Source organism: Ramlibacter sp. (assembly GCF_035655895.1).
GTDB lineage: Bacteria > Pseudomonadota > Gammaproteobacteria > Burkholderiales > Burkholderiaceae_C > Ramlibacter.
This window is the reverse complement of the sequence record NZ_DASRTN010000002.1, coordinates 1-25,546: the sequence shown is the minus strand read 5'-3', so window position 1 is coordinate 25,546 and position 25,546 is coordinate 1. Positions and strand designations below refer to the sequence as shown.

The following is a 25,546-nucleotide window of genomic DNA, read 5'->3' as shown; positions in this document are numbered from 1 at the left end:
CGTCATCTTCAGGCCGCCAGCTTCTTGGCCTTCTCGAAGGCCTCGTCGATGGTGCCGACCATGTAGAACGCCTGCTCGGGCAGGTGGTCGCACTCGCCGGCGGCGATCATCTTGAAGCCGCGGATCGTCTCGGCCAGCGGGACGTACTTGCCGGGCGAGCCGGTGAACACCTCGGCCACGTGGAACGGCTGCGACAGGAAACGCTGCATCTTGCGGGCGCGGGCCACGGCCTGCTTGTCTTCCGGCGACAGTTCGTCCATGCCCAGGATCGCGATGATGTCGCGCAGTTCCTTGTAGCGCTGCAGGGTGGCCTGCACCGCGCGGGTGGTGCTGTAGTGGTCCTCGCCGACCACGTTGGGGTCGACCTGGCGCGAGGTCGAGTCCAGCGGGTCCACCGCGGGGTAGATGCCCAGCGCGGCGATGTCGCGCGACAGCACCACCGTGGCGTCCAGGTGGGCGAAGGTGGTGGCGGGCGACGGGTCGGTCAGGTCGTCGGCCGGCACGTACACGGCCTGGATCGAGGTGATCGAGCCGACCTTGGTGGAGGTGATGCGCTCCTGCAGGCGGCCCATCTCCTCGGCCAGCGTCGGCTGGTAGCCCACGGCGGACGGCATGCGACCCAGCAGCGCGGACACTTCCGTGCCGGCCAGCGTGTAGCGGTAGATGTTGTCCACGAAGAACAGCACGTCGCGGCCTTCGTCGCGGAACGACTCGGCGATGGTCAGGCCGGTCAGGGCCACGCGCAGGCGGTTGCCCGGGGGCTCGTTCATCTGGCCGTACACCATGGCCACTTTCGACTCGGCCAGGTTGTCCAGCTTCACGACGCCCGACTCGGCCATCTCGTGATAGAAGTCGTTGCCCTCGCGGGTGCGCTCACCCACGCCGGCGAACACCGACAGGCCCGAGTGCGCCTTGGCGATGTTGTTGATCAACTCCATCATGTTCACGGTCTTGCCGACGCCGGCGCCGCCGAACAGGCCGACCTTGCCGCCCTTGGCGAACGGGCAGATCAGGTCGATCACCTTGATGCCGGTCTCCAGCAGTTCCTGCGACGGCGAGAGCTCGTCGTAGGCCGGCGCACGGCGGTGGATCGGGGCGGTCAGGGCCTGGTCGACCGGGCCGCGCTCGTCGATCGGCGTGCCCAGCACGTCCATGATGCGGCCCAGGGTGGCCTTGCCCACCGGCACCGTGATCGGCGCACCGGTGTTGTAGACCATGGAGCCGCGGCGCAGGCCGTCGGAGGAGCCCAGCGCGATGGTGCGGACCACGCCGTCACCCAGCTGCTGCTGCACTTCCAGCGTGAGCGCGGTGCCTTCCATCTTCAGCGCGTCGTACACGCGCGGCATCTTGTCGCGCGGGAACTCGACGTCCACGACGGCGCCGATGCACTGGACGATTTTTCCTTGGATTTGAGCCATTGTTTCGCTCCGAAATTAAACAGCCGCCGCCCCAGACACGATCTCCGAAAGTTCCTTCGTGATCGCCGCCTGGCGCGTCTTGTTGTAGACCAGCTTGAGCTCACCGATGAGGTTGCCGGCGTTGTCCGTGGCGGCCTTCATGGCCACCATGCGCGCGGACTGCTCCGACGCCATGTTCTCGGCCACGGCCTGGTACACCAGTGCCTCGACATAGCGGATCAGCAGGTTGTCGATCACCGTCTTGGCGTCGGGCTCGTAGATGTAGTCCCAGCCATGCTCGCCGCCGGCGGCCCTGGACTCGGCTTCCATCTTGGCCGCCGACAGCGGCAGCAGCTGCTCGACCACCGGCTCCTGCTTCATCGTGTTGATGAACTTGGTGTAGCACAGGTACACGGCGCTCAGCTTGCCCTCGGCGTACTGGTCCAGCAGGACCTTGACCGGGCCGACCAGGCGCTCCAGGTGCGGCGTGTCGCCCAGCTGGGTGACATGCGAGACGACCTGCGCGCCGATGCGGTTGAGGAAGCCCAGCCCCTTGTTGCCGATCGCCACGGCCTGGCTCGAGACGCCCTGCTCCTGCAGCTCGCGCAGCTTGGACGTCACCGCCCGCAGCACGTTGGTGTTGAGGCCGCCGCACAGGCCCTTGTCGGTCGACACCACGATGAAGCCGACTGCCTTCGTGTCGTTGGTGCGCATGAAGGCATGGACGTACTCGGGGTTCGCCTTGCCCAGGTTGGCGGCGATGTTGCGAACCTTGTCGCTGTAAGGCCGGGCCGCGCGCATGCGGTCCTGCGCCTTTCGCATCTTGGAGGCGGCGACCATTTCCATGGCCTTGGTGATCTTCTTGGTGTTCTCCACCGATTTGATCTTGCCGCGAATCTCTTTTCCTGCAGCCACAGCGTTTCCTTGGGTTGGGCTTAGGCGAAGGTCTTCTTGAACGCTTCGATGGCGGCGACCAGCTCGGCCTCGGACTCCTTGTCCATGGCCTTGTTGGTCTCCAGCTTGGTCACCAGTGCCGCGTGCTTGTCCTTCAGCCAGCCGTGCAGGCCGGATTCGAACGCCAGCACCTTCTTGACGTCGAGGTCGTCGAAGTAGCCCTTGTTCACGGCGAACAGCGACGCCGCCATCATGGCGATGGACAGCGGGCTGTACTGCGCCTGCTTGAGCAGTTCCGTCACGCGGGCACCGCGGTCCAGCTGCTTGCGGGTGGCCGCGTCCAGGTCGGAGGCGAACTGCGCGAAGGCAGCCAGCTCGCGGTACTGCGCCAGGTCGGTCCGGATGCCGCCGGACAGGCCCTTGATCAGCTTGGTCTGCGCCGCGCCGCCGACGCGGGACACCGAGATACCCGCGTTGATTGCGGGCCGGATGCCGGCGTTGAACAGGTTGGTTTCCAGGAAGATCTGGCCGTCGGTGATCGAGATCACGTTGGTCGGCACGAAGGCGGACACGTCGCCGGCCTGCGTCTCGATGATCGGCAGCGCGGTCAGCGAACCGGTCTTGCCCTTGACGGCGCCCTTGGTGAAGGCTTCCACGTAGTCGGCGTTCACGCGCGCGGCGCGCTCGAGCAGGCGGCTGTGGAGATAGAACACGTCGCCGGGGTAGGCTTCGCGGCCCGGCGGGCGGCGCAGCAGCAGCGAGACCTGGCGGTAGGCGACGGCCTGCTTGGACAGGTCGTCATAGATGATCAGCGCGTCCTGGCCGCGGTCGCGGAAGTACTCGCCCATCGTGCAGCCGGAGTACGCCGAGACGTACTGCATGGCGGCGGACTCGGAGGCCGAGGCGGCGACCACGATGGTGTACTCCATCGCGCCGTTGGCTTCGAGCGAGCGCACGATGTTCTTGATCGTGGACGCCTTCTGCCCGATGGCGACGTACACGCAGGTCATGTTCTGACCCTTCTGGTTGATGATCGTGTCGACCGCGACGGCGGACTTGCCGGTCTGGCGGTCGCCGATGATCAGCTCGCGCTGGCCGCGGCCGATCGGCACCATGGAGTCGATGGCCTTCAGGCCGGTCTGCACCGGCTGGTCGACCGACTTGCGCGCGATCACGCCCGGGGCGACCTTCTCGATCACGTCCGTCATCTTGGCGTTGATCGGGCCCTTGCCGTCGATCGGCTGGCCCAGCGCGTTGACCACGCGGCCCACCAGCTCGGGGCCGACGGGCACTTCCAGGATGCGGCCCGTGCACTTGACGGTATCGCCTTCCGAGATGTGCTCGTACTCGCCCAGGATCACCGCGCCGACCGAGTCGCGCTCGAGGTTCAGGGCGAGGCCATACGTGGGCACGCCTTCCTTGGTGGCCGGGAACTCCAGCATCTCGCCGGCCATCGCTTCGGACAATCCGTGGATGCGGACGATGCCGTCGGTCACCGAGATGACGGTGCCCTGGTTGCGGATGTCGGCGGTGGAGGCGAGGCCTTCGATCCGGCTCTTGATCAGTTCGGAGATTTCTGCGGAATTGAGCTGCATGACTCGCTCCTTTGTCCTTTGGCGTCCCGGCCGCTCACGCGGTCAGGGCGACTTTCATTTGTTCCAGGCGGCCCTTGACGGAGGCGTCGAGCACCTCGTCGCCGACAGCCACTCGGATGCCGCCGATCAGCGATGCATCCTCCTGGACCGTGAGGTTCAGCTTGCGGCCGAAGCGCCGCTCCAGCACGCCGCCCAGGTCGGCGAGCTGCTGCGCGGCGATCGGGAAGGCGCTGTACACGATGGCATCGGAAGAGCCCGATTGCGAGTTCTTCAGCGCGCGGAACTGCGTGCCGATCTCCGGGAGCACCGCCAGGCGGTCGTTCTCGATGATCGCACGCAGGAAGTTGCGGCCGGCATCGGGCAACTGCAAGGGCAGGACGCCGGTGACGAGCTGGAAAACCTGCTCATCGCTGACCTTCGGATTGGCCGCGTACTCCTGCAGCCGGGCATCCGCCGCCACCGCCGACAGCGCATCGAGCCATTCCGCCGTGCCGTTCAGGTCCGCGCGGGAAGCGTCGAACAGCGCTTCCGCGTAGGGACGGGCGATGGTCGCGAGTTCAGCCATGGTCGGTCCTTACAGCTCGGTCTTCAGGCGGCCGAGCAGCTCGGCGTGCACGCCCGAGTTGATCTCGCGGCGCAGGATCTGCTCCGCGCCGCGCACGGCCAGGGACGCCACCTGCTCGCGCAGGGCTTCGCGGGCCTGGATCACCTGCTGGTCGGCTTCCGCGCGGGCAGCGGCGATGATCTTGTTGGCCTCTTCGGTGGCGCGGACCTTCGCCTCGTCGACGATCGCCTGCGCGCGGCGCTCGGCGTCGGCACGCATCGCGGCGGTCTCGTTGCGGGTGCGGGCCAGCTCTTCCTCGACGCGACGGTTGGCCGCGGTGAGGTCGGCCTTGGCCTTGTCGGCAGCCGCCAGGCCGTCGGCGATCTTGCGCGCGCGCTCGTCGAGCGCGGTCGCGATCGGCGGCCAGATGTAGCGCATCGTGAACCACACAAGGATCGCGAAGACGATCGCCTGCAGGAACAGTGTCGCGTTGATGTTCACGGATCGGTCCTTTCGGTCGTGACCGCAGCCGTCCCGGTTAGCGCAGGACGAAGGGGTTGGCGAAGGCGAACAGCAGGGCGATGGCGACGCCGATCAGGAACGCAGCGTCGATCAGGCCGGCCAGAATGAACATGCGGGTCTGCAGTTCGTTCATCAGCTCGGGCTGGCGGGCCGACGACTCGAGGTACTTGCCGCCCATGATGGCGATGCCGATGGACGCACCGATGGCGCCCAGACCGACGATGATGCCGCAAGCCAGCGCGACGAAGCCGAGGATGTTTTCCATGAAGTTTCTCCTGGTTGGTAAGTGGAAAAGGGAAAGGGGAAGCGAACCGCCGGCGCCTCAGTGCGCCTGGTGCGACTGGCCGAGGTAGATCAGCGTCAGCATCATGAAGATGAACGCCTGCAGCGTGATCACCAGGATGTGGAACAGCGTCCACACCGTGCCGGCGATCACGTGTCCGATGGCCAGGCCGATGCCCGTGGCGTTCAGCGCCCACGCGCCGCCCAGCAGGGCGATCAGCATGAACACCAGTTCGCCGGCGAACATGTTGCCGAACAGCCGCATGCCATGCGACACCGTGTTCGCGATGAACTCGATGATCTGCATGACGATGTTGAACGGCCACAGCACCGGGTGCGCGCCGAAGGGCGCGGACACGAGCTCATGGCCCCAGCCGCCCAGACCCTTGATCTTGATGTTGTAGTAGAAGCGCATGACCAGCACGCTCAGGGCCAGGCCCAGCGTGGTGGACAGGTCCGCGCTCGGGACGATGCGCAGGTACTCCTTGAAGCCCAGGGCCGGACCGGCCGAGTGCCAGATCTGCGGCAGCAGGTCCAGCGGCAGCATGTCCATGAAGTTCATCAGGAACACCCACACGAAGACGGTCAGTGCCAGCGGCGCCACGACCTTGCGGCTCGCCTCGTTGTGGATCACACCCTTGGCCTGGGTGTCGACCATCTCGATCATCATCTCGACGGCCGCCTGGAAGCGCCCCGGCACGCCCGAGGTCGCCTTGCGCGCCGCGCGCCACAGCACGTAGCAGCCGACGATCCCCAGGAGGATCGAGACGACGATCGAGTCGAGGTTGAAGACGCTGAAATCCACGATGGACTTCTGGGTCACGCTCTCGAAGGCGAAATTCTTCTGCAGGTGCTGCAGATGGTGCTGGATGTACTCGCCCGCGTTCGGTCCGTGTTCGGAGGCAGCCATGTCTTGTTCAGTTCCCGTTTCTTCGATCGCGCCGGGTCCACACCAGCGCCACCCAATACATCTTCGTCGCCACGACCATGCCCACCACCATCGCCAGCCAGCTCAACCCCGGCACCGCACGGGGGGAAGCGACCAGCAGGGCGACGGACAGCCCGATCTTCACCAGCTCCCAGGCCAGGAATCCCACGCCGGCCCGGCCTGCCGCAGAACGGCGCGCCAGAGCCCGCGCGAACACGGCTGCCGGGAAAGCGACCACGAACACGCCCCACGCGACCGACCAGCCGACTTCGGGCCGACCGCTCGCGAGCAACGCCATCGCTGCCGCCACCATCCCGGCCGCCGCCTGCCCTGCCACCACCCGCCAGGGCGAAACCGGCGGACGACGCTCACGCAGCCGCCGCGCCTCTTCGGCGCTGAGCGGCTGGATGGGGGAGGCTTCCTCGGCGTTGTCAGGCAGCGGGGGAACTCTTCTGGTTGACATATCCCGGATCCCGCCGTGTCCGCGGCGTTAAGCGCCTGCAACTTTCGGAAAGCCTCTCATTATATAAGTAGGAACCCCCACGTCCGAAACCTCTCCCACTCTTCCATTCCAACAATGCGCAATCTCCTGCTCCTGCTCCACCTGGCTGGCGCCATCTTCTGGTTGGGCGGCATGGCGTTCGTCGCCATTGCCCTGCGTCCCGCGTTGCATGCGCAGCTGCAGCCGCCGCAGCGCCTGCCGCTCGCGGTGCAGGTGCTGCGGCGCTTCTTCGTGCTGGTCCTCGTGAGCATCGCGCTGCTGCTGGCCTCGGGCGTGCCGCTGCTGCTGCAGGTCCCGGGCCGCCAGGCTCCACCCGGCTGGCACGCCATGGCCGGGCTGGGCATCGTGATGGTGCTGATCTTCGGACACCTCTTCTTCGCCCCCTGGCGCCGCCTGCAGCGGGCCGTGGCCGCGCAGGACTGGCCCGAGGGCGGGCGGCGGATGAACCAGATCGGGCGGCTGGTGCAGGTGAACCTGGCGCTCGGCTGGATCGCGATCGCGGCGGTGCTGCTGTGGCGGTGAGCAGGTCCCTTGCGCTCGGCGCGCTGATGGCCTGGACGTTTGCCGCGTCGGCCGCCCAGGGGGACGACGCGGCCACGTCGCACCACACGCCGCACGGCTTTCGCAACACCGGCATCGGGTCGGTGAACAAGCCGCTGGGCGACCTGCTGCGCTGGCGCTGGCAGGCCCTGCGCGACGGACTGCCGCCAGCGCCGCAGGTGCCCACGCCGGTGGTGCTGCCGGAGCTGGCGCGCTTGAAGGCCTACGGAGCCGCCGCGCGTGCGGGCGGCGCAGCCGGCGTCGCCCAGGGGCCGTCGGTCACCTGGATCGGCCACGCCACCGCCCTGGTGCAATCGGGCGGGCTGAACGTGCTGACCGATCCGATCTTCAGCGAGCGCGCCTCGCCCGTGCAGTTCCTGGGACCGAAGCGGGCGCAGCCACCCGGGATCGCCCTGGCCGACCTGCCGCCCATCGACGTGGTGGTGGTCTCGCACAACCACTACGACCACCTCGACCGCCTCAGTGTCGTGCTGCTCGACCAGCGCGGCCAGGGGCGCACGCTGTTCCTCGTCCCCCTGGGGAACAAGGCCTGGATGGAGGACCTGGGTGTGCGCAACGTGGTGGAGCTCGACTGGTGGCAGGTGCACGTGCACCAGGGCGTCGAGTTCCAGCTGGTGCCGGTGCAGCACTGGTCGGCGCGCGGCCTGGGCGACCGCAACCGCACGCTGTGGGGCGGCTGGGCGGTGCAGGCGGACGACCTGCACTGGTACTTCTCGGGCGACACCGGCTACAGCCGCGATTTCGCCGACACCCGGCGGCAGTGGCAGGCGCGCCACCCCGGCGAGCGCTTCGACCTGGCCCTGCTGGCCGTCGGTGCCTACGAGCCGCGCTGGTTCATGCAGGCCCAGCACATGAACCCGGCCGAAGCCGTGCAGGCGCACCGGGACCTGGACGCGGTGCGCAGCGTGGGGATCCACTGGGGCACGTTCGAGCTCACGGACGAACCGCTGGACCAGCCGCCCCGCGACCTCGCCGCCGCCCGCCAGGCGGCCGGCCTGGAGGCGGCCGACTTCTCCGTGCTGGCGATCGGCGAGACCCGCTGGCTGCCGGCCCGGGCCGCGCGACAATCGATGCCATGACCGACCCGACCATGACGCTGCCCACCCTCCCGTGCTACCTGAACGGCGAGTTCTCCACCCTGCGCGACGCACGCGTGAGCGTGATGGACCGCGGCTTCATCTTCGGCGACGGGGTCTACGAAGTGGTGCCCGTCTACAACGGGCGCCCGTTCCGTTTCGCCGAGCACATGGGCCGCCTCGACCGCAGCCTGGGCGAGATGCGCATCCGCAACCCCAGGACCGCCGATCAGTGGCGCGCGCTGGTGGACACCCTGATCGAGCGCTATGCGCAGCATGCCGGCAGCCCCGCCAGCGAGACCAACCAGCTGGTCTACCTGCACATCACCCGCGGTGTCGCCATGCGCGACCACGTGATGCCCCAGGACATCGAGCCGACCGTGTTCGCGATGGCCAACCGGATGGCCCTCTACACCCCCGAGCAGCGCGCGCGCGGTTTCGCCTGCGTCAGCGCCGACGACTTCCGCTGGCGCAAGGCCCACATCAAGAGCACCAGCCTGGCCGGCGCGGTGCTGTCGCGCCAGATGAGCGCCGACGAGGGCGCCATCGAGACCGTCATGTTCCGCGACGGCTTCCTGTCGGAGGCCGCCGCCTCCAACGTCTGGGTGGTGAGGAACGGCGCGGTGCTCGGCCCGCAGAAGGACAACCTGGTACTCGAGGGCATCCGCTACGGCCTGGTCGAACAGCTGTGCCGCGAGGCCGGCATTCCGTTCGAGCTGCGCCGGGTGAGCCGCGACGAGGTGCTCGGCGCCGACGAGCTGCTGCTGTCCTCGGCGACCAAGGAGGTGCTGCCGGTGACCTCGCTGGATGGCCGGCCGGTTGGAAACGGCCGCCCGGGCCCCATCTACGAAAAGCTCTACGCCGGCTACCAGCGGGCGAAACAGGCTTCCTGAGATGACCGCACCCACCCCCCAGCCCCCTCCCGCCCAGGATCCGCGCAAGGATTCCCTGATCGACTACCCGTCGCGCTTTCCCATCAAGGTCATGGGCGCGAAGGTGGACGGCTTCGTCCCTGCCGTCACCAGCATCGCCAAGCAGTTCGATCCGGACTTCGATGCCTCGAGCATCGAGCTGCGCGACAGCAAGGCCGGCAACTATCTCGGCATCACCGTCACGGTGACGGCCACCAGCCGCGATCAGCTGGACGAGCTCTACCGCACGCTGTCGACCCACCCGATGGTCAAGGTCGTCCTGTAACGCCATGGAACCGAGGGTCCTCGGCCGGGTGGACTACCTGCCCACCTACCGGGCGATGCAGGCGTTCACCGCCGCACGCGACGAGGACACGCCCGACGAGCTGTGGCTGTGCGAACACCCGCCGGTGTTCACGCAGGGCCTGGCGGGCGACGCCAGCCATCTCCTGGCGCCCGGCGAGATCCCGGTGGTGGCCACCAACCGTGGCGGGCAGGTCACCTTCCACGGGCCCGGCCAGGTGGTCGCGTATCCCCTGCTGGACCTGCGCCGTCGCCGCTACTTCGTCAAGGAATACGTGTTCCGGCTGGAGGAGGCGGTGATCCGCACGCTGGCGCAGTTCGGCGTCACCGGGCACCGGGTCCCGGGCGCTCCCGGCATCTACGTGCGCCTGGCCGACCCGTTCTCGCACGATGCCTTGCGCGGCCCGGTGGCACCCGGACGCGCGTTCGACGGCCTCGGCAAGATCGCGGCGCTCGGGGTCAAGGTGAGCCGCCACTGCACCTACCACGGCGTGGCCCTCAACGTGGCGATGGACCTGGAACCCTTCTCGCGCATCAACCCCTGCGGCTATGCCGGGCTGCGGACGGTGGACCTTTCTACAATCGGCGTTCCCACCCCCTGGAACGAGGCGGTCGGCGTCCTGGGCCAGAAGCTCGCGGACCTGCTGGCGCCGTGAGGAAGGATTCCATGAGCTCCACCCCCGTCGTGCGCGAGGCGCAATCCATCGAGACCTACGACGCCAGCGCCAAGCAGAAGGCGGCGGCCAAGCTCTCGCGCATCCCGGTCAAGGTGGAGCCCGGCGAGGTGCTCAAGAAGCCCGAGTGGATCCGCGTGCGCGCGGGCTCCCCGACCACGCGCTTCTACGAGATCAAGCAGATCCTGCGCGAGAGCAACCTGCACACGGTGTGCGAGGAGGCCTCGTGCCCGAACATCGGCGAGTGCTTCGGCAAGGGCACCGCGACGTTCATGATCATGGGCGACAAGTGCACGCGCCGCTGCCCGTTCTGCGACGTCGGCCACGGACGCCCCGACCCGCTCGACCCGATGGAGCCGGAGAACCTGGCCCGCACCATCGCCAGGCTGAAGCTGAAGTACGTGGTGATCACCAGCGTCGACCGCGACGACCTGCGTGACGGCGGCAGCCAGCACTTCGTCGACTGCATCCGCCGCACCCGCGAGCTGTCGCCCGGCACCACCATCGAGATCCTCGTGCCCGACTTCCGAGGCCGCGACGACCGCGCGCTGGAGATCCTGAAGGCTGCACCGCCGGACGTGATGAACCACAACCTCGAGACCATCCCGCGCCTGTACAAGGAAGCGCGCCCGGGCTCCGACTACCGCTTCAGCCTGAACCTGCTGAAGAAGTTCAAGGCGCTGCACCCGCAGGTGCCGACCAAGAGCGGCCTGATGGTGGGCCTGGGCGAGACCGACGAGGAGATCCTCGAGGTGATGCGCGACATGCGCGCGCACGACATCGACATGTTGACCATCGGCCAGTACCTGGCGCCGACGCTGTCGCACCTGCCTGTGCGGCGCTACGTGCACCCGGACACCTTCAGGATGTTCGAGGAGAAGGCCTACGAGATGGGGTTCTCCCACGCGGCGGTGGGAGCGATGGTGCGCTCCAGCTACCACGCGGACCAGCAGGCGCACGCCGCCGGCGTCGGCGCCTGACGACCATGGCCCTGGTGCGACCAGCCCTGTCGCTGCGCACCTACGGCCCCTCGCGCGGCAGCCACTCCCATCACCATGCGCAGGTCCTGGTGGGCCTGTCGGGCGTGCTCGAACTGGAAGTCGAAGGTCGCGGCCGCCGGGTCGGCCCGGGCGATGGCTGCCTGGTGCGGCCGGGCGACCGCCACGACTTCGAGGCGGCCCGGGGCAGCGAGTGCCTGGTGCTCGACACCGAGGTCGATCTGTGGACGTTGTGCGCGGACATGCCTGCCCGCCCGGCCGAGGTCGGCCTGCTGGCGCGCTACCTCGCCCCTGCCCTGCGGCTCGCGCAACCGCTGGCGACGCTGCACGGCCCGGGGCTGCTCCTGGAGGCCTGGGGACCGGTTGCGCGGCCGCGCGGACGCGCGATCGACTGGAGCGAGCTGCAGGCCTGGGTGCAGCACAGGCTGGACCAGCCACTGGGCGTGGCCGACCTGGCGGCACGCGTGCACCTGAGCCCCGGCCAGTTCGCCCAGCGCTGCCGCGAAGCGCAGGGCCGCTCGGTGCTGCAGTGGCTGCGGGCGCTGCGCCTGGCCCGTGCACGCCAGCTGCGCGCGGTCGGAACGCCGGTGGCCGACGTGGCGCGCCGCACCGGTTACCGCTCGCCGTCCGCCCTGACCGCCGCCCTGCGTCGCGCCGACGACTGATCCCGGGCCCTTCGGTGTGTGACCGTCGGCGCGCGACGATGCACCCGCGCCGCGCGACGACGCTGCTGCGTATGCTCGGGCGATGCACCCCAATGTCTATGCCCTGAGCGCCATCGCGCTGTGGGCCAGCCTCGCCTCCCTCGGCCTGCTGCTGCGGCACGTGCCGCCCTTCCTGCTCACCGGCGTCGCGCTGCTGGTGGGCAGCATGCCGGCCTGGCCGCTGGTGCGCCAGTGGAAGGTGCCGCTGCCGACGCTGGCGCTCGGCGTGTACGGGCTGTTCGGCTTCCACTTCCTGCTGTTCATCGCGCTGCGCCACGCGCCGCCCGTCGAGGCCAACCTGGTGAACTACCTGTGGCCGCTCCTGATCGTGGTGCTGGCGCCGGTGTTCCTGCCGCCGCTGCGGCTGCGCGCCCAGCATCTGGTGGCCGCGGCCCTCGGCTTCGCGGGGGCCGCGCTCGCGATCCTGGGCGCGGCCGGCGGCGACCTGCGCGGCGGCTGGTCCTGGGGCTACCTGCCGGCGCTCGGTTCCGCCTTCATCTGGGCCAGCTACTCCCTGCTCACCCGGCGCGTGCAGGCCTTTCCGACCGCGGCGATCGGGCTGTTCGGGGCGGTGTCGGGCGTGCTCGCGCTGGCCTGCCATCTGGCACTGGAGCCGCGCGTGGCGCTCGACTCGCGCGACCTGCTGCTGCTGGCCGCGATGGGGCTCGGTCCCCTGGGCGCCGCCTTCTTCCTGTGGGACAAGGCGCTCAAGGCCGGCGATCCGCGCCAGATCGGCGTGCTGAGCTACATCACGCCGCTGGCCTCGACGCTTCTGCTGATGCTGGTGAGCGGACGCGAGTTCCGCTGGAGCGTGGCGGCCGCGGCGGCGCTCATCGTCGTGTCGGCGCTGGTGGGCACGCGCGCGCCGCGTGATCTCCCGGCCGCCGGTTCTCGGTAGAAACCCCTCCAGGCCGGCACGCGGGCTTGGCTAGCATGCCAACGCACACAACGAAGGAGACAGCATGTTCGAACGCCTGGGCCTGGCCGCCTGCCTGGCGGCCCTTGCCGCCGGCTGCGCGCAGACGCCACCACCCCCCACCCTGTCCGCGGCCGCCGGCCCCGTCGCCGCCGGCGCGCCTGACTGGCAGCAGGGCCGCTCGGCCGCGATGGCGTCGTCCACGCTGGCCCCGGTGGCGGGCAAGCTGACGGCGACACCGCCGTCGGAGATCCCGCTCGACAAGCTCAAGCTGCCGCCCGGCTTCAAGGCCGAACTGTGGGCCCATGGCATGCCGGGCATCCGCGCGATGTCGCGCACCGAGAGCGGCAAGATCTACGCCGGCACGCGCGGGATCGGGCGCGTCTACGAGATCACCGACAGCGGCGGCCAGCGCACCAGCCGCGTCGTGGTCGACAAGCTGAACCAGCCGGCGGTGACGTACCACAACGGCGCGCTGTACGTGGTCGCGATCGACAAGGTGCTGCGCTACGACGGCATCGACCGCAACCCGGGCGCCCAGCCGGTCGACCTCACCGCGAAATTCGACCTGCCGCCCAAGCAGCACCACAACTGGAAGTACGTCCGCTTCGGTCCGGACGGCAAGCTGTACGTGCCGTTCGGCGCGCCGTGCAACATCTGCCTGCCCGAGCAGGCCTACGCCCAGATCCGGCGCTACGACGCCGACGGCTCCAACATGGAGGTGGTCGCCCGTGGCGTGCGCAACACCCAGGGCTTCGACTGGCATCCGGTGACCAAGGAGATGTGGTTCACCGACCATGGCCGTGACTGGCTGGGCGACGAAGGTCCCGAGGACGAGCTCAACCGCATGCCGCGGGTGGGCCTGAACTACGGCTTCCCGTACTGCCATGCCAGCGGCATCGCCGATCCCGACGTCAAGCGTGACAAGGCCTGCGACGGCGTCACGCTGCCGGTGCGCACCATGGGCCCGCACGCGGCGGCCATGGGCGTGCACTTCTACACCGGCACGATGTTCCCGCCGGAGTACCGCAACGTGCTGTTCGTCGCGCGCAAGGGCTCCTGGAACCGCACCAGGAAGTTCGGCTACGACGTGGTGGCCGTCAAGGCCGATGCCGAGGGTCGCGACGCGCAGGTGACGCCGTTCGTCACCGGCTTCCTCGACGAGGGCAGCAACCAGATGTGGGGCCGGCCGGTCTACATGCTGCAGCTGCCCGACGGCTCCCTGCTGCTGTCCGACGAGCAGGTCGGCGCCATCTACCGCATCACCTATGCCCGCTCGTGAGCAATGGGGCACGGCGGTGCGCGCCGCCGCGGTCGGTGCGCTGCTGCTGGGCGGCGGCGCGCCCTTCGCCCAGCAGGCGGCGCCGCCGCAGGCCGCGGCCTGCGCCGCCTGCCACGGACCCGAGGGCCGCAGCCAGAACCCCGAGATCCCGTCGCTGGCCGGCCAGCCGCGCACCTTCATCGAGAACCAGCTCGTGCTGATCCGCGAAGGGTTGCGCGAGGTGCCGGCGATGAAGGGCCTGCTGGATCCCATGAAGGATCCGGAGCTCGTCGCGCTGGCCCAGTACTTCTCCGCGCAGAAGCCGGCGCCCGCACCAGCGCCCCGGGACCGCGAGGCCTTCCAGCGCGGGCAGGCCCTGGCCTCCAAGATGCACTGCGGCAGTTGCCACCTGTCCGATTTCCGAGGCCAGCAGCAGGTGCCGCGCCTGGCGGCGCAGCCCGAGGCGTTCCTCGTCCAGTCGATGAAGCAGTTCCGGGACAACCCGGCGCCCGGCCGCGACACCATCATGGCCTCGGCGCTGTTCGGCCTGAAGGACGCGGACCTGGCGGACCTGGCGCACTTCCTGGCGCACTCGAACTGAGCGTGCGCGCCCGGGGCGGCTCAGCCCCAGGCGGGCGCGAGTTCGAAGCGCGCGGTCAGCGTCTCGCCCGGCCCCAGCCGCGTGCCGCCCAGCACATCGGGCCCGAACCGGTCCTGCAGGTTCAGCCAGTCGGTGCACTGGCTCACCGGCTCGGCGCAGAAGTAGTCGTACCCCCGCTGGCAATAGAGGACGAAGTGGTCGAGCGGCACCTCGGCACGCAGGAGCAGCCGGCGTGCCGGCTGCCCGGCACTGGCAGGCCAGTCGATGCGGGCCTCGCGGCTCCAGCCGACAAAGTTGTTGTCGGTGTGCAGTCCGGCCAGCAGGGCGCCGTCGCGCAGCTGCCGCACCGCGTCCGACTGCACCAGCGCGGTCGGCATCACTTCGGCATCCGCCTCCCACATGGCCCGCGTCGCGGTGGTCAGCCGGGTGCCGGCCTCGTGCGGGAAGTAGGGGTGGTGGCCGATGCCGGCGGGCATGGCCACCGCGTCCTCGTTGCGCAAGCTGATCTCCACCGACAGCCGCTCGGGTGCCAGCCGGAACCTCTGGCGCGACGAGAAGTGCCAGGGCCAGGCCGGACCGGCCTCGACATCGAGCGCCAGCTCCGCGTCGGCCGGCCCCGCCGACACCACGCGCCAGGGCCGCTGCCAGCCGATGCCGTGCAGCGGATGCGGCGAGTCCTCGGCCGGATGGTTGGGCGGGAATCGGATCTCGCGCCCTTCGAACTGCGCCAGCCCCTGGCGGATGCGGTTGCAGAACGGCACCAGGGGGAAGCTGGCCATCGCCAGCGGGTTGCGCTGCGCCAGCCCTTCCCGGCTGGCCGGCCGCAGCCAGTGCGCCTCGTGCTCGCCGGCCGCGTCCCGCCACCGGCGGCTGAACGCCGCCAGCGAACCGCCCACCTCGGGGCTGATCGCCACGTGCTGCTCGCCGGCGTGCAGGCGGACAAGCCGGTCGGCCAGCGCCGGATCGGGGGTATGGGCTTGCAGCAGGTCGGTGCTCACGGTTCGTTCTCCAGGCGCACGCCCGGCCAGGCAGGCGGGACCGTCGCGCCGGGCCATTCTTCCGTCCAGGGCCGCTCGCACAAGCTCGGCAGAGCGATGGCGCGCGAATCGGCCGGCTTGCCGTGACATGTGTCGCTGCCGGGCGCTTGAGTAGCCGTCCTACAGGGTCAGCCGTTGGCCGCAGCCTAGAGTCATCCAGTTCCGCTCCACTTCATGCCGCCCCCCGCACTTTCTGCTTTTGCCGCCCTGCGGGCCTGGCCTCGCGCGGTCGGCCGCTGGACCTGGTGGCTCCTGCGCAACCACTGGCTGCTGCTGCTGTCCACGTTGCCGCTGCTGGCGCTGGCCCTGGCGGCGGCCTATGTCGCCGCGCTGGTGCCGCGCACCCCCGACGTCGGCGACATGCGCGAGGTCCGGGCGCAGCAGCCGAGCCAGATCGTGTCGTCCGACGGCCAGACGCTGGCCGTGCTGCGCCGCGCCAATCGGCAGTGGGTGCCGCTGGCCGACATCTCGCCGCACGTGCTGGCGGCGCTGCTGGCCACCGAGGACCACCGCTTCTACGAGCACCACGGCCTGGACGTCCGGCGCACCGTCTCGGCCGCGCTGCACACGCTCAACGGCCGCCTGCAGGGCGGCTCGACCCTGACCCAGCAGCTGGCGCGCAACCTGTACCCCGAGGAGATCGGCAGGGCGCCGACGCTGGAGCGCAAGCTCAAGGAGGCGATCACCGCGGTGCGCATCGAGGCCGCCTTCGGCAAGGACGAGATCCTGGAGACCTACCTCAACACGGTCCCCTTCCTCTACAACGCCTACGGCATCGAGATGGCCGCGCGGACGTACTTCGACAAGGCGGCGCGCGACCTCGACGTGCTCGAGAGCGCGACGCTGGTGGGCATGCTCAAGGGCACCAGCTACTACAACCCCGTGCTGAATCCCGAACGGGCCCGCCAGCGGCGCAACACGGTGCTGGCGCAGATGGCGCGGCACGGCAAGCTGGACGGCACCCAGCTCGCGGCCCTGCGGCAGACGCCGCTGCGCCTGACCTTCGAGCGGCAGGAGGAGGAGCCGGGGCTGGCGCCGCACTTCGTGGTGCAGGTGCGGCGCTGGCTGATCGACTGGGCCGACCGGAACGGCCGCGACGTCTACGCCGATGGACTGGTGGTGCGCACCACCATCGATTCACGTGCCCAGGCACTGGCGGTGGAAGCCCTGCAGCGGCAGACCGAGCGGGTCCAGAAACTGGCGGACACGGCCTGGAACGGCCGCGCCGGCTGGAATGCCCGCCGCGACCTGGTGGACGCGTTCATCCGCGAAAGCGCCCAGTTCCAGGCGGCCCGCGCGGCCGGCCTGAGCGCGGACGATGCGCTGGCCAAGCTGCGCGGCGATGCGGCCTTCCTGCAGGCCCTGCGCGAGGAGAAGACCCGCGTGCAGGCCGGGCTGGTCGCCATCGAGCCGGGAACGGGCCTGGTGCGGGCCTGGGTCGGGAGCCGTGACTTCGCGCAGGACCAGTTCGACCACGTGCAGCAGGCCCGTCGCCAGCCCGGCTCGACCTTCAAGCCGTTCGTGTACGGCGCGGCCTTCGCCCAGGGCGCGCGGCCGGGCGAGATGCTGCTCGACCAGGTGACCGACATCGTGATCGGCCCCGGCGAGGTGTGGCGCCCCACCGACGTGGGCCAGCCGACCGGCGCGCCGATGACGTTGCGCGACGCTCTGGCCTTTTCCAAGAACACCATCACGGCCCAGGTGATGCAGCGCCTGGGACCCCAGCCCGTGGCGGCACTGGCGCGCGCGGCGGGCGTGCGCGAAAGCCGCCTCGACGAGGTCGCGTCGCTGGGGCTGGGCACCAGCCCCGTCTCGCTCAAGGAGATGGTGGCCGGCTACGCCACCATCGCCAACGGCGGGCGCTACGTGGCGCCGCTGGGCGTGTCGCGGGTGGAGGACCGGCAGGGCCGGGTGCTGGAAGCCTTTCCCGTGGCACCGGCCGAGGAAGCCTTGCCCTTGGTCCCCAATCTGGAGCTGCTCGATGCGATGCGGGGCGTGATCGACCGCGGCACCGGCACGGCGATCCGCACGCGCTACGGCTTGCAGGGCGACCTGGCCGGCAAGACCGGCACCACGCAGGACAACACCGACGGCTGGTTCATCCTGATGCATCCGCAGCTGGTCGCCGGCGCCTGGGTCGGCTTCAATGACAGCCGGATCACGATGCAGGACGCCTGGGGCCAGGGCGCGCGCAGCGCGCTGCCGATGGTCGGCGAGTTCGTCCAGGGCGCGCTGCGCCAGCGGCTGATCGACGGCAAGGCCCGCTTTCCCCGGCCGACCGACCCCGAGCTCGCCGAGGAAGTGGCTGCATGGTGGGCCAATTTCGCGCCCCCGCCGCAGCAGGAGCTGGCCACGGTACCGCTGACCAGTCAGCCCCTGGCGGTGCCGGAAGTGGTCGCCGTGCCGGCCGAACCCTCGGCGGCGGTGCCGCCGCCGCAGATGGAAACCTGGCCGCCGGCGCCATCGCGCGCCGTCGTGGTCGCGCCGCCGCGCGGGGCCCTCCCGCAGGCCGCAGCCCCGGCGGAGATTCCGCAGGTCGTGGTGGCGCCGTCCGCGCCGGCCCCACGGGCGGTGGTCGTGGCCCCGCCGCGGCCTGCCACGACCGTCCAGCCGGCCATGGTGTCCCCGGGGCCACCGGGCGAGGCGAGCGGCGCGGCGCGCGCCCCGGGCGTGCCCGCCTGGTCGGTGCCCGGCGACCCGTACGGCGGCGCCCAGGAGCGCGGGCGCTAGGCGAGCAGCTGGGCCGGCTCGTCGGCAGCGAGCACCTGCTGGGCCCAGGTGGCCAGCCGCTGGGCGTCAGCGCGCAGCACCTCCTGCTTGACCGCCAGGATCTGCGCTGGGTGCATGGAGAACGAGCGCAGCCCCAGCCCGAGCAGCAGCCGGGTGAGCGTGGTGTCGCCGGCCATCTCGCCGCACACGCTGACGCTCTTGCCGGCCGCGTTGCACTCGGCGATGGTGCGCGCCACCAGCTGCAGCACCGCCGGGTGCAGCGGGTCGTACAGGTGCGCCACCGATTCGTCGGCCCGGTCGATCGCCAGCGTGTACTGGATCAGGTCGTTGGTGCCGATCGACAGGAAGTCGAAGTAGTGCAGGAACGTGCGCAGGGTCAACGCCGCCGCGGGGATCTCGATCATGGCGCCCACCTGCACCTGGCCATAGGCGACGCCCCGGTTGTCCAGCTCGGCGCGCGCGAAGTCCAGCAGCGACAGGGTCTGGCGCACCTCGCTGGCGTGCGCCAGCATCGGGATGAGCAGGTTGACCTTGCCGTGCAGCGCGGCGCGCAGGATCGCGCGCAGCTGGGTGAGGAACATGGCGGGGTCGGCCAGGCACCAGCGGATGGCCCGCAGCCCCAGCGCGGGGTTCAGGTGGGCCGCGTCCCGGTGCTCGTGGTCCAGCGGCTTGTCGGCGCCGACATCGATGGTGCGGATCGTGACCGGGAGCCCTTGCATGCCCTCCACCGCCCGGCGGTACGCCTCGTACTGCTCGTCCTCGTCGGGCAGGTGGCCCTTGCGGCCCATGAACAGGAACTCGCTGCGGAACAGGCCCACGCCGCCGGCCCCTGCCGCGACCGCGCCGACCGCGTCCTCCGGCAGCTCGATGTTGGCCAGCAGCTCCACCTTCTGCCCATCGAGGGTGATCGCCGGCGTGTGGCGCAGCCGGGCCAGGCGGCCGCGCTCGAGCTCGGCCTGGCGCTGCTTGAAACCGTACTCGGCCAGGATGATCGGCGAGGGGTCGACGATCATCACGCCATCGTCGCCGTCGACGATCACCCAGTCGTCCTGGCGCACCAGGTGGCTGGCGCTGCGCGCCCCCACCACGGCCGGGATGTCCATGCTGCGCGCCACGATGGCAGTGTGCGAGGTCTTGCCGCCGACGTCGGTCACGAAGCCGGCGAAGACGCTCTGCTTGAACTGCAGCATGTCGGCCGGCGACAGGTCGTGCGCGATGAGCACCAGCGGAACGTCGACGCTGTCGTCGAGCAGCAGGTCCTGCTGGGTCTTGCGGCGACCGCGGGGCGGCGCGGCGGGCGTGGCCACGCCCTTCATGTAGCGCAGGATGCGCTCGGCCACCTGCTCGAGGTCGGCCTTGCGCTCACGCAGGTACTCGTCCTCCATGTCGTCGAACTGGCGCGACAGCTGCTCCAGCTGCGTGGTGAGCGCCCATTCGGCGTTGTACAGGCGCTCGCGGATCCAGTGCTTGACGCCGTCGATCAGGTCCTCGTCCTGCAGCAGCATGAGGTGCACGTCGAGCAGCGCCGACAACTCGTGCGGGGCCTCCTTGGGCCCCATTCCGGCGATGGTCTGCTGCAGGCGGTTGATCTCGTCGATGACGGCGTTGCGGCCGGCGCGCACGCGCTCGATCTCGGCCTCGACTTCACCGGGCTGGATGAAGTAGTGCGCGACGTCCACCCGCCCGGCCATCAGCACTGCGCGCCCGATGGCGATGCCACGCGCGACGGGAAGGCCGTGGATGGAGAAGGTCATGGCTGGGAAGTGTGGGGAAGATCGCGGCGCGGCACGCGGCCGGCACTGGCAATCCTGTCAGGGAGGGCGGCGCCCGGCCCGCGCCGCGTCATCGGCTCGATGGACGCGCGTCGCGGGCGCATGGCCTCATTCCCCTTCGCCGAACTTGTCGTTGATCAGGGCGAGCATCGCGTCCATCGCCTCGCGCTCGCGCTCGCCGTCGGTCTCGAGCACCACCTCGCTGCCGATGCCGGCGGCCAGCATCATGACGCCCATGATGCTCTTGGCATTGACGCGGCGCTCGCCCTTGGCGATCCAGACTTCGCAGGGGAAGCTGGCTGCGAGCTTGGTGAGCTTGGCCGAGGCCCGGGCGTGCAGCCCGAGCTTATTGCTGATGGTCGTGCTGGTCTTGATCATGGTTGCGTCGGCGCTGGTTCTGCGGGGCGGTGATCGCCACCTGCATCACTCCTTGCGTGCCGCCCACGACCGCGCGCGCGACCAGCGCGTCGAGCGGTTCGTGCCGGTAGCTCACGCTGCGCAGCAGCATGGGCAGGTTCACGCCGGTGATCAGGCGCGACGTCACGCCGTCGACCAGCTTCTGGGCCACGTTGCTGGGCGTGGCGCCGAAGATGTCGGTGAGCACCAGCACGCCCTTGACGCCCGGGGGATGGGCGAGCTGGGCCATCGCGATGCGCGCGGTGGCCAGCGTCTCCTCGGGCGACAGGTTCGGCTGCACGTCGATGGCCGCCAGCGAGGCGGCGCAATCCGGGAACACGTGCAACGCGCACTCGCGCAGGGCATGCGCGAGTGGAGCGTGGCCGATGATCAGGATCGCGTTCATGGACGTGCGGGGTGCGGTTGCTCGGGATTATCACGTCTCCCCATCAGGAACCAGCCGTAGGCGGCGACCGCGCAAGCCAGGAACACGCCGAAAGCTGCACGGAAGGCACCCACTTCCGTCGCACCCGCGGAGCGGAAGGCATCGACCAGCAGCCCGATGCCCCACTGCACGACGAACACGCCCGCGAAGATCACCAGGTTGTACGCCGACAACGCCCGCCCGGCCAGGGCCGACGGGAAGGCCATGCCCACCGCCGGCTGCGCCAGCGAGACGAAGGTGGAGCTGACGCAGAACAGGGCCCAGGCCGCGGCCGCGGCGGACGGGCCGGCCACGATGATGGCCGCCAGCACCACCAGGCTGAGAGGCAGGCCCCAGGTGATCAGCCGGTCGGTGCCCAGCCCGCGGCGCGCCAGCACGGGGTTGAGCAAGCCCCAGGTCCAGAACGTCAGGAGCATCGCCAGGTTGATCGCGAACAGGCCGGTGGCCGCACGCAGTGGCTCGTAGCCGCTGACCCGGACCATCCACGGGCCGGCCCACAGCGACTGCACCGCGATCATCCCGCCGTAGTTGACGAACCCGATCGGCGCCATGCGGCGGAAGTAGGGGTGGCGCCAGACCTGCCGGTAGCTCGGCGGCTCGTGGGCAGGCGATTCGCCGAGGTCCCAGCCCGGCACCTGCCAGGCCAGCACCAGCGAGGAGACCGCCAGCATCACGGCCAGCAGCAGGAACAGCGGGCGCCAGCCGACCAGGGGCAGCATCCACTGCACCGGTAGCGTGGACGCCACCATGCCCAGCGAGCCGGTCATCAGCATCCACGAATTGGCGCGCAGCTGGCCCGGCCCGTCCAGCCAGCGGCGGTAGCCGGTCAGCGGCGCCATCAGGCAGGCGCTGACCCCGACACCGCACAGCACCCGTGCGGCCAGCAGCGACCAGAAGCTGCCGGCCAGCGCGAAGGCCACGCAGCCGGCGACCGCCACGCCGACGAAGCTGAGGATCACCTTCTTCGGCCCGTGCCGGTCCAGCCAGGTGCCCAGCGGCAGCTGGGTCGCGGCAAAGCCGAAGAAGAAGCCGCCGGCGAGCAGGCCCAGGTCGCGCGCCGTCAGGTCGAATTCGGCGGTGAGGGTCGGCGCCAGCGTCGCCGTGACCGCCCGCAGCACCGCCGAGAAGAAGTAGGCGAAGGCGAAGGCGAGGAAGACGACGACGGCCGTGCGACGCGGCAGCGCAGTCATCGGAACGTCAGCCCCTCGAAGAACGTCGCGGCTTCGGGCCCGGCACGGCCGGCATAGACGACGGCCTGGAACACGTGCCCACCGCGCGCGAAGTAGGCGGCCTCGCCGTGCACCGCCGAGCCGTCGGCGCGTCGGCCCTCGGCGCCCACCCGGCGCGAGCCCGCCAGCGCGATCGCGCCGGGCGGCACGAACGCCGCTGCCGTCGAGCCGGTCGCCTTCATGTTCGCCAGGGTCGCCGCGCTCCATTGCGTGAGCACCTCGTCGGCCCGGCCGGCCTCGCCGAGCTCGGCATGCAGGATGGCGAAGGTGGCGCCGCCGGTGTCGCAGCCGACCACGGAGAGCTCGACGTCGCGTCCTGCCATCGGGACGCGGCGGGACCCCTTGTCGGGCTTGCACGGGAACATGGCCCGCAGGTCGGTGGGATCGACGCGCACTTCGCGCCAGTTGAAGGTGGGGCTGCAACCGGCCAGCGCGGTCAGGAGCAGCGCCGCCGCGAGGGAACGGGGCATCGTCCGATGATACGGTTCCGGCGCGACAATCAGCGCCATGACAGCACTCGATGGCATCCGCATCCTCGACCTCTCCCGCGTGCTGGCCGGCCCCTGGTGCACCCAGACCCTGGCCGACCTCGGCGCCGACGTGATCAAGATCGAGCGCCCGGGCAGCGGCGACGACACGCGCAGCTGGGGCCCGCCATTCCTGCAGGACGCGCAGGGCCGCGACACGCGCGAGGCGGCGTACTACCTGGGCACCAACCGCAACAAGCGATCGGTCACGTGCGACATCTCGCAGCCCGAGGGCCAGGCACTGGTGCGCGAACTCGCGGCCCGGTGCGACGTGTTCATCGAGAACTTCAAGGTCGGCGACATGGCCCGCTACGGGCTGGACCATGCCTCGCTCAAGCAGGTCAACCCTCGCCTGGTGTACTGCAGTGTCACCGGGTTCGGCCAGACCGGCCCGTACCGCGAGCGGGCCGGCTACGACTACGCGGTGCAGGGCATGGGCGGCCTGATGAGCGTGACCGGCGAGCGCGACGACCTGGGGGGCGGGCCGCAGAAGGTCGGGGTCGCGGTGGCCGACCTGTTCACCGGCATGTACGCCGCGGTGGCGATCGTCGCCGCCCTGCGGCACGCGGAGCGGACCGGCGAGGGGCAGGCGATCGACATGGCGCTGCTCGACACGCAGGTGGCGATGCTGGCCAATCTGGGCGCCAACTACCTCGTGAGCGGCATGGCACCCGGCCGGGCCGGCAACGCGCACCAGAACATCGTGCCCTACCAGGTGTTCGAGGTCGCCCCGGCGCCGGAGGGCAGCAAGGACCACCTCATCCTCGCCGTCGGCAACGACGGGCAGTTCGCCAGGTTCTGCGAGGTGGCGGGCCGGCCCGAGCTGGCGGCCGATCCACGCTTCGCGCGCAACCAGGACCGCGTGCGCAACCGGGCGGTGCTGGTGCCGCTGCTCGAATCGGTGCTGCGCACGCGTCCCAAGGCCCAGTGGCTGGCCGCACTGGAGGCGGCCAAGGTGCCGTGTGGTGCGATCAACAACCTGGCCGAGGTGTTCGCCGACCCGCAGGTGGGCGAACGCGGCATGGTCACGCAGTGGGACCACCCGCTCGCCCCCGGGCTGCGGCTGGTCTCCAGCCCGATGAAGCTGAGCGCGACACCGGTGCGCACCGAGCTGCCGCCTCCATTGCTGGGGCAGCACACCGACGACGTGCTGCACGAGTTGCTCGGCTGGAGCGATGACCGCATCGCCGCGCTGCGCCAGCAGGGGGTGGTCTGATGGCGACGTTCGTCCTGGTGCACGGCGCCTGGCATGGCGGCTGGTGCTGGCGGCGGGTGGTGGAGCGGCTCGAGCGGGCTGGCCACCGCGCCCACGCGGTGACGCTGACCGGCGTCGGCGAGCGCGCCCACCTGCTGTCGCCCGCGATCACGCTGGAGACCCACGTCGAGGACGTCGCCGCGGTCATCGAGGCGGAGGAGCTCACCGACGTCGTGCTGGCCGTGCACTCCTATGCCGGGATGATCGGCACCGCGATCGCGGACCGGATGGGCCCGCGGCTGCGGCACCTGGTGTTCGTGGATGCCGTGGTCCCGCGACCGGGCGAGAGCTGGAGCAGCACGCACGCCCGCGCCACCCGCGAGGCCAGGCGCGCCGGGGCCCAGGCGTCCGCAGACTACAGCCTGGCGGTCCCGGACCCCAACAACTATGGACTGGCCGGTGCCGACTACGCGTGGGTCCGGCGACGGCTGACGCCGCATCCGGGCCACACCTACGACGCGACGCTGGACTTCGACCCGGAACGCGTCGCCGCCGTTCCCCGCACCTTCGTCAACTGCACCCAGCCCGCGCTGCCGACCATCGACGCGATCCGCCCGCGCATGGCCGATCCCAACTTCTGGAACGGCGCCTGGCGCGGCGGCGGTGGTGCCAAGGTGGTGGAGCTGCGCACCGGCCATGACCCCATGGTCAGCCTGCCGCAGGAGTTGGCCGACGTGCTGCTGGCCTGCGCCTGATGCGGGCCGCCGGGGTGTCCCAGGGCGGGCAAGGTCGAGGCGTCCGGCGTAAACTCGCGCCATGAAGAAAGCACTGGTCGGCATCGCCGCCGCGGCCCTGGTCGCGGTGGGCGCGGCGGTCTACATGAACACGGGCACGGCCGCCGCGCCGCCGTCCACGTTCGTGCTGCTCGACGGCTCCAAGCGCACCACCGAGGACCTCAAGGGGCGCGTCACGCTGGTGAACTTCTGGGCCACGAGCTGCGTGACCTGCGTCGGCGAGATGCCCAAGATGATCGCCACGCACGACAAGTACAAGGCGCGCGGCTACGACACGCTGGCGGTGGCCATGAGCTACGACCCGCCGAGCTACGTGGTGAACTTCACCGAAACGCGCAAGCTGCCATTCCAGGTCGCCATCGACAACACCGGCGCGGTGGCCAAGGCCTGGGGTGACGTGCAGCTCACGCCGACCACCTACGTGGTGAACAAGAAGGGCGAGATCGTCAAGCGCTATGTGGGCGAACCGAACTTCGCCGAACTCCACCAGCTGATCGAGAAGCTCCTCGCCGAGACCTGATCCCGGTGCGCCGAGACGAAAGAAAAGCCCCGCGACGCGGGGCTTTTTTGCTGGGGGTGACGTGGGGGGCGCCAGTGGGCGCCCGGTGCCCTCACTGGTTGCGGAAGTTGTCGTGGCAGGACTTGCAGGTGCCGGCGGTGGACGTGAACGCGGCCTTGAGGTTGTCCAGGTTGTTGGTCTTGGCCGCGGCCAGCAGCTTGGTGGTCTCGCCCACCATCTTGTCGGCGTGCTC

29 protein-coding genes are annotated in these 25,546 nt (G+C 70.2%); 14 read left to right on the top strand and 15 right to left on the bottom strand.

What is annotated here, in order from left to right; translation table 11 throughout:
- Positions 1-8: 8 nt before the first annotated feature.
- From atpD to VFE82_RS00120, 8 genes are read right to left on the bottom strand one after another with little or no spacing between them, the layout of a single operon-like run.
- Complete coding sequence (gene atpD, locus VFE82_RS00155) at positions 9-1,418, bottom strand: F0F1 ATP synthase subunit beta (protein ID WP_324998202.1); 1,410 nt, start codon at positions 1,416-1,418, stop codon at positions 9-11.
- Positions 1,419-1,433: 15 nt separating this feature from the next.
- Positions 1,434-2,312, bottom strand: coding sequence for a F0F1 ATP synthase subunit gamma (gene atpG, locus VFE82_RS00150; protein ID WP_324998201.1), 879 nt, complete (start codon positions 2,310-2,312; stop codon positions 1,434-1,436).
- A gap of 20 nt (positions 2,313-2,332) precedes the next feature.
- The gene (atpA, locus tag VFE82_RS00145) at positions 2,333-3,886 is read right to left on the bottom strand and encodes a F0F1 ATP synthase subunit alpha (protein WP_324998200.1); all 1,554 of its coding nucleotides are present in this window, start codon (positions 3,884-3,886) and stop codon (positions 2,333-2,335) included.
- 34 nt (positions 3,887-3,920) lie between these two features.
- Entirely contained in the window at positions 3,921-4,451 is a 531-nt protein-coding gene (locus VFE82_RS00140) for a F0F1 ATP synthase subunit delta (protein WP_324998199.1), read from the bottom strand.
- Positions 4,452-4,460: 9 nt separating this feature from the next.
- Positions 4,461-4,931, bottom strand: coding sequence for a F0F1 ATP synthase subunit B (locus VFE82_RS00135; protein ID WP_324998198.1), 471 nt, complete (start codon positions 4,929-4,931; stop codon positions 4,461-4,463).
- A 37-nt stretch (positions 4,932-4,968) separates the two neighbouring features.
- Positions 4,969-5,217, bottom strand: a complete 249-nt coding sequence (atpE, locus tag VFE82_RS00130) for a F0F1 ATP synthase subunit C (RefSeq protein ID WP_324998197.1) — start codon at positions 5,215-5,217, stop codon at positions 4,969-4,971.
- A 57-nt stretch (positions 5,218-5,274) separates the two neighbouring features.
- On the bottom strand, positions 5,275-6,144 hold the full coding sequence (gene atpB, locus VFE82_RS00125) for a F0F1 ATP synthase subunit A (RefSeq protein ID WP_324998196.1): 870 nt from the start codon (positions 6,142-6,144) through the stop codon (positions 5,275-5,277).
- 7 nt (positions 6,145-6,151) lie between these two features.
- Positions 6,152-6,625 (bottom strand): ATP synthase subunit I, encoded by a 474-nt coding sequence (locus VFE82_RS00120; RefSeq protein ID WP_324998195.1) that lies wholly within the window; start codon positions 6,623-6,625, stop codon positions 6,152-6,154.
- Between the two features lie 114 nt (positions 6,626-6,739).
- On the opposite strand from VFE82_RS00120, the gene VFE82_RS00115 reads away from it, so the two are divergent.
- The 10 genes from VFE82_RS00115 (at position 6,740) to VFE82_RS00070 (ending at position 14,669) form a co-directional block, all read left to right on the top strand.
- Positions 6,740-7,186 (top strand): CopD family protein, encoded by a 447-nt coding sequence (locus tag VFE82_RS00115; RefSeq protein ID WP_324998194.1) that lies wholly within the window; start codon positions 6,740-6,742, stop codon positions 7,184-7,186.
- Positions 7,183-8,304 carry an MBL fold metallo-hydrolase gene (locus VFE82_RS00110; RefSeq protein WP_324998193.1) on the top strand — a complete coding sequence of 374 codons (1,122 nt, stop codon included), beginning with the start codon at positions 7,183-7,185 and terminating at the stop codon, positions 8,302-8,304. Before VFE82_RS00115 ends, VFE82_RS00110 begins: the two co-directional genes overlap by 4 nt.
- The gene (locus VFE82_RS00105) at positions 8,301-9,194 is read left to right on the top strand and encodes an aminotransferase class IV (RefSeq protein ID WP_324998192.1); all 894 of its coding nucleotides are present in this window, start codon (positions 8,301-8,303) and stop codon (positions 9,192-9,194) included. Before VFE82_RS00110 ends, VFE82_RS00105 begins: the two co-directional genes overlap by 4 nt.
- Position 9,195: 1 nt before the next feature.
- A complete protein-coding gene (locus VFE82_RS00100; RefSeq protein ID WP_324998191.1) occupies positions 9,196-9,498 on the top strand; it encodes a YbeD family protein in 303 nt (100 codons plus the stop codon).
- Between the two features lie 4 nt (positions 9,499-9,502).
- Entirely contained in the window at positions 9,503-10,171 is a 669-nt protein-coding gene (gene lipB / locus VFE82_RS00095) for a lipoyl(octanoyl) transferase LipB (protein WP_324998190.1), read from the top strand.
- Between the two features lie 11 nt (positions 10,172-10,182).
- Complete coding sequence (gene lipA, locus VFE82_RS00090; RefSeq protein WP_324998189.1) at positions 10,183-11,169, top strand: lipoyl synthase; 987 nt, start codon at positions 10,183-10,185, stop codon at positions 11,167-11,169.
- Positions 11,170-11,174: 5 nt separating this feature from the next.
- Positions 11,175-11,852: an AraC family transcriptional regulator gene (locus tag VFE82_RS00085; RefSeq protein ID WP_324998188.1), complete on the top strand. Its 678-nt coding sequence runs from the start codon at positions 11,175-11,177 to the stop codon at positions 11,850-11,852.
- 82 nt (positions 11,853-11,934) lie between these two features.
- The gene (locus VFE82_RS00080; RefSeq protein ID WP_324998187.1) at positions 11,935-12,789 is read left to right on the top strand and encodes a DMT family transporter; all 855 of its coding nucleotides are present in this window, start codon (positions 11,935-11,937) and stop codon (positions 12,787-12,789) included.
- A gap of 64 nt (positions 12,790-12,853) precedes the next feature.
- Entirely contained in the window at positions 12,854-14,089 is a 1,236-nt protein-coding gene (locus VFE82_RS00075; RefSeq protein WP_324998186.1) for a PQQ-dependent sugar dehydrogenase, read from the top strand.
- Positions 14,076-14,669, top strand: a complete 594-nt coding sequence (locus tag VFE82_RS00070; RefSeq protein ID WP_324998185.1) for a c-type cytochrome — start codon at positions 14,076-14,078, stop codon at positions 14,667-14,669. The genes VFE82_RS00075 and VFE82_RS00070 overlap by 14 nt, the downstream gene beginning before the upstream one ends.
- A gap of 20 nt (positions 14,670-14,689) precedes the next feature.
- On the opposite strand, the gene VFE82_RS00065 is transcribed toward VFE82_RS00070, so the two are convergent.
- Entirely contained in the window at positions 14,690-15,667 is a 978-nt protein-coding gene (locus VFE82_RS00065; RefSeq protein WP_324998184.1) for an aldose 1-epimerase, read from the bottom strand.
- A gap of 213 nt (positions 15,668-15,880) precedes the next feature.
- Between VFE82_RS00065 and VFE82_RS00060 the strand changes: the two genes are divergently transcribed.
- Positions 15,881-18,436 carry a penicillin-binding protein 1A gene (locus tag VFE82_RS00060; RefSeq protein ID WP_324998183.1) on the top strand — a complete coding sequence of 852 codons (2,556 nt, stop codon included), beginning with the start codon at positions 15,881-15,883 and terminating at the stop codon, positions 18,434-18,436.
- Here VFE82_RS00060 and ptsP read toward each other — a convergent pair.
- The 5 genes from ptsP to VFE82_RS00035 form a co-directional block, all read right to left on the bottom strand.
- Entirely contained in the window at positions 18,433-20,190 is a 1,758-nt protein-coding gene (gene ptsP / locus VFE82_RS00055) for a phosphoenolpyruvate--protein phosphotransferase (RefSeq protein ID WP_324998182.1), read from the bottom strand. The genes VFE82_RS00060 and ptsP overlap by 4 nt on opposite strands.
- A gap of 126 nt (positions 20,191-20,316) precedes the next feature.
- Positions 20,317-20,586 (bottom strand): HPr family phosphocarrier protein, encoded by a 270-nt coding sequence (locus tag VFE82_RS00050; protein ID WP_324998181.1) that lies wholly within the window; start codon positions 20,584-20,586, stop codon positions 20,317-20,319.
- Positions 20,555-21,010: a PTS fructose transporter subunit IIA gene (locus VFE82_RS00045; protein WP_324998180.1), complete on the bottom strand. Its 456-nt coding sequence runs from the start codon at positions 21,008-21,010 to the stop codon at positions 20,555-20,557. The genes VFE82_RS00050 and VFE82_RS00045 overlap by 32 nt, the downstream gene beginning before the upstream one ends.
- Positions 21,007-22,239, bottom strand: coding sequence for an MFS transporter (locus tag VFE82_RS00040; protein ID WP_324998179.1), 1,233 nt, complete (start codon positions 22,237-22,239; stop codon positions 21,007-21,009). The genes VFE82_RS00045 and VFE82_RS00040 overlap by 4 nt, the downstream gene beginning before the upstream one ends.
- Positions 22,236-22,748 (bottom strand): hypothetical protein, encoded by a 513-nt coding sequence (locus VFE82_RS00035; protein ID WP_324998178.1) that lies wholly within the window; start codon positions 22,746-22,748, stop codon positions 22,236-22,238. Before VFE82_RS00035 ends, VFE82_RS00040 begins: the two co-directional genes overlap by 4 nt.
- A 37-nt stretch (positions 22,749-22,785) precedes the next feature.
- Here VFE82_RS00035 and VFE82_RS00030 point away from each other — a divergent pair, with 37 nt between their 5' ends.
- The 3 genes from VFE82_RS00030 (at position 22,786) to VFE82_RS00020 (ending at position 25,314) form a co-directional block, all read left to right on the top strand.
- Complete coding sequence (locus tag VFE82_RS00030) at positions 22,786-24,021, top strand: CaiB/BaiF CoA-transferase family protein (RefSeq protein WP_324998176.1); 1,236 nt, start codon at positions 22,786-22,788, stop codon at positions 24,019-24,021.
- Complete coding sequence (locus tag VFE82_RS00025; protein WP_324998175.1) at positions 24,021-24,755, top strand: alpha/beta hydrolase; 735 nt, start codon at positions 24,021-24,023, stop codon at positions 24,753-24,755. The genes VFE82_RS00030 and VFE82_RS00025 overlap by 1 nt, the downstream gene beginning before the upstream one ends.
- 61 nt (positions 24,756-24,816) lie before the next feature.
- Positions 24,817-25,314: a TlpA disulfide reductase family protein gene (locus VFE82_RS00020; protein WP_324998174.1), complete on the top strand. Its 498-nt coding sequence runs from the start codon at positions 24,817-24,819 to the stop codon at positions 25,312-25,314.
- Between the two features lie 91 nt (positions 25,315-25,405).
- On the opposite strand, the gene VFE82_RS00015 is transcribed toward VFE82_RS00020, so the two are convergent.
- Entirely contained in the window at positions 25,406-25,531 is a 126-nt protein-coding gene (locus VFE82_RS00015; RefSeq protein ID WP_324998332.1) for a cytochrome c, read from the bottom strand.
- Positions 25,532-25,546 lie beyond the last annotated feature (15 nt).

Excerpts from the sequence above, each read along its gene's own strand:
- VFE82_RS00115 (WP_324998194.1), top strand. The coding sequence starts at position 6,740 with ATGCGCAATCTCCTGCTCCTGCTCCACCTGGCTGGCGCCATCTTCTGG.
- atpA (WP_324998200.1), bottom strand. The coding sequence starts at position 3,886 with ATGCAGCTCAATTCCGCAGAAATCTCCGAACTGATCAAGAGCCGGATC.
- VFE82_RS00080 (WP_324998187.1), top strand. The coding sequence starts at position 11,935 with ATGCACCCCAATGTCTATGCCCTGAGCGCCATCGCGCTGTGGGCCAGC.
- VFE82_RS00030 (WP_324998176.1), top strand. The coding sequence starts at position 22,786 with ATGACAGCACTCGATGGCATCCGCATCCTCGACCTCTCCCGCGTGCTG.
- VFE82_RS00050 (WP_324998181.1), bottom strand. The coding sequence starts at position 20,586 with ATGATCAAGACCAGCACGACCATCAGCAATAAGCTCGGGCTGCACGCC.
- ptsP (WP_324998182.1), bottom strand. The coding sequence starts at position 20,190 with ATGACCTTCTCCATCCACGGCCTTCCCGTCGCGCGTGGCATCGCCATC.
- VFE82_RS00020 (WP_324998174.1), top strand. The coding sequence starts at position 24,817 with ATGAAGAAAGCACTGGTCGGCATCGCCGCCGCGGCCCTGGTCGCGGTG.
- VFE82_RS00025 (WP_324998175.1), top strand. The coding sequence starts at position 24,021 with ATGGCGACGTTCGTCCTGGTGCACGGCGCCTGGCATGGCGGCTGGTGC.
- VFE82_RS00070 (WP_324998185.1), top strand. The coding sequence starts at position 14,076 with ATGCCCGCTCGTGAGCAATGGGGCACGGCGGTGCGCGCCGCCGCGGTC.
- VFE82_RS00120 (WP_324998195.1), bottom strand. The coding sequence starts at position 6,625 with ATGTCAACCAGAAGAGTTCCCCCGCTGCCTGACAACGCCGAGGAAGCC.
- VFE82_RS00015 (WP_324998332.1), bottom strand. The coding sequence starts at position 25,531 with ATGGTGGGCGAGACCACCAAGCTGCTGGCCGCGGCCAAGACCAACAAC.
- atpD (WP_324998202.1), bottom strand. The coding sequence starts at position 1,418 with ATGGCTCAAATCCAAGGAAAAATCGTCCAGTGCATCGGCGCCGTCGTG.
- VFE82_RS00085 (WP_324998188.1), top strand. The coding sequence starts at position 11,175 with ATGGCCCTGGTGCGACCAGCCCTGTCGCTGCGCACCTACGGCCCCTCG.
- VFE82_RS00060 (WP_324998183.1), top strand. The coding sequence starts at position 15,881 with ATGCCGCCCCCCGCACTTTCTGCTTTTGCCGCCCTGCGGGCCTGGCCT.
- VFE82_RS00075 (WP_324998186.1), top strand. The coding sequence starts at position 12,854 with ATGTTCGAACGCCTGGGCCTGGCCGCCTGCCTGGCGGCCCTTGCCGCC.
- VFE82_RS00040 (WP_324998179.1), bottom strand. The coding sequence starts at position 22,239 with ATGACTGCGCTGCCGCGTCGCACGGCCGTCGTCGTCTTCCTCGCCTTC.
- VFE82_RS00035 (WP_324998178.1), bottom strand. The coding sequence starts at position 22,748 with ATGCCCCGTTCCCTCGCGGCGGCGCTGCTCCTGACCGCGCTGGCCGGT.
- VFE82_RS00105 (WP_324998192.1), top strand. The coding sequence starts at position 8,301 with ATGACCGACCCGACCATGACGCTGCCCACCCTCCCGTGCTACCTGAAC.
- lipB (WP_324998190.1), top strand. The coding sequence starts at position 9,503 with ATGGAACCGAGGGTCCTCGGCCGGGTGGACTACCTGCCCACCTACCGG.
- lipA (WP_324998189.1), top strand. The coding sequence starts at position 10,183 with ATGAGCTCCACCCCCGTCGTGCGCGAGGCGCAATCCATCGAGACCTAC.
- atpB (WP_324998196.1), bottom strand. The coding sequence starts at position 6,144 with ATGGCTGCCTCCGAACACGGACCGAACGCGGGCGAGTACATCCAGCAC.
- atpE (WP_324998197.1), bottom strand. The coding sequence starts at position 5,217 with ATGGAAAACATCCTCGGCTTCGTCGCGCTGGCTTGCGGCATCATCGTC.
- VFE82_RS00045 (WP_324998180.1), bottom strand. The coding sequence starts at position 21,010 with ATGAACGCGATCCTGATCATCGGCCACGCTCCACTCGCGCATGCCCTG.
- VFE82_RS00100 (WP_324998191.1), top strand. The coding sequence starts at position 9,196 with ATGACCGCACCCACCCCCCAGCCCCCTCCCGCCCAGGATCCGCGCAAG.
- VFE82_RS00140 (WP_324998199.1), bottom strand. The coding sequence starts at position 4,451 with ATGGCTGAACTCGCGACCATCGCCCGTCCCTACGCGGAAGCGCTGTTC.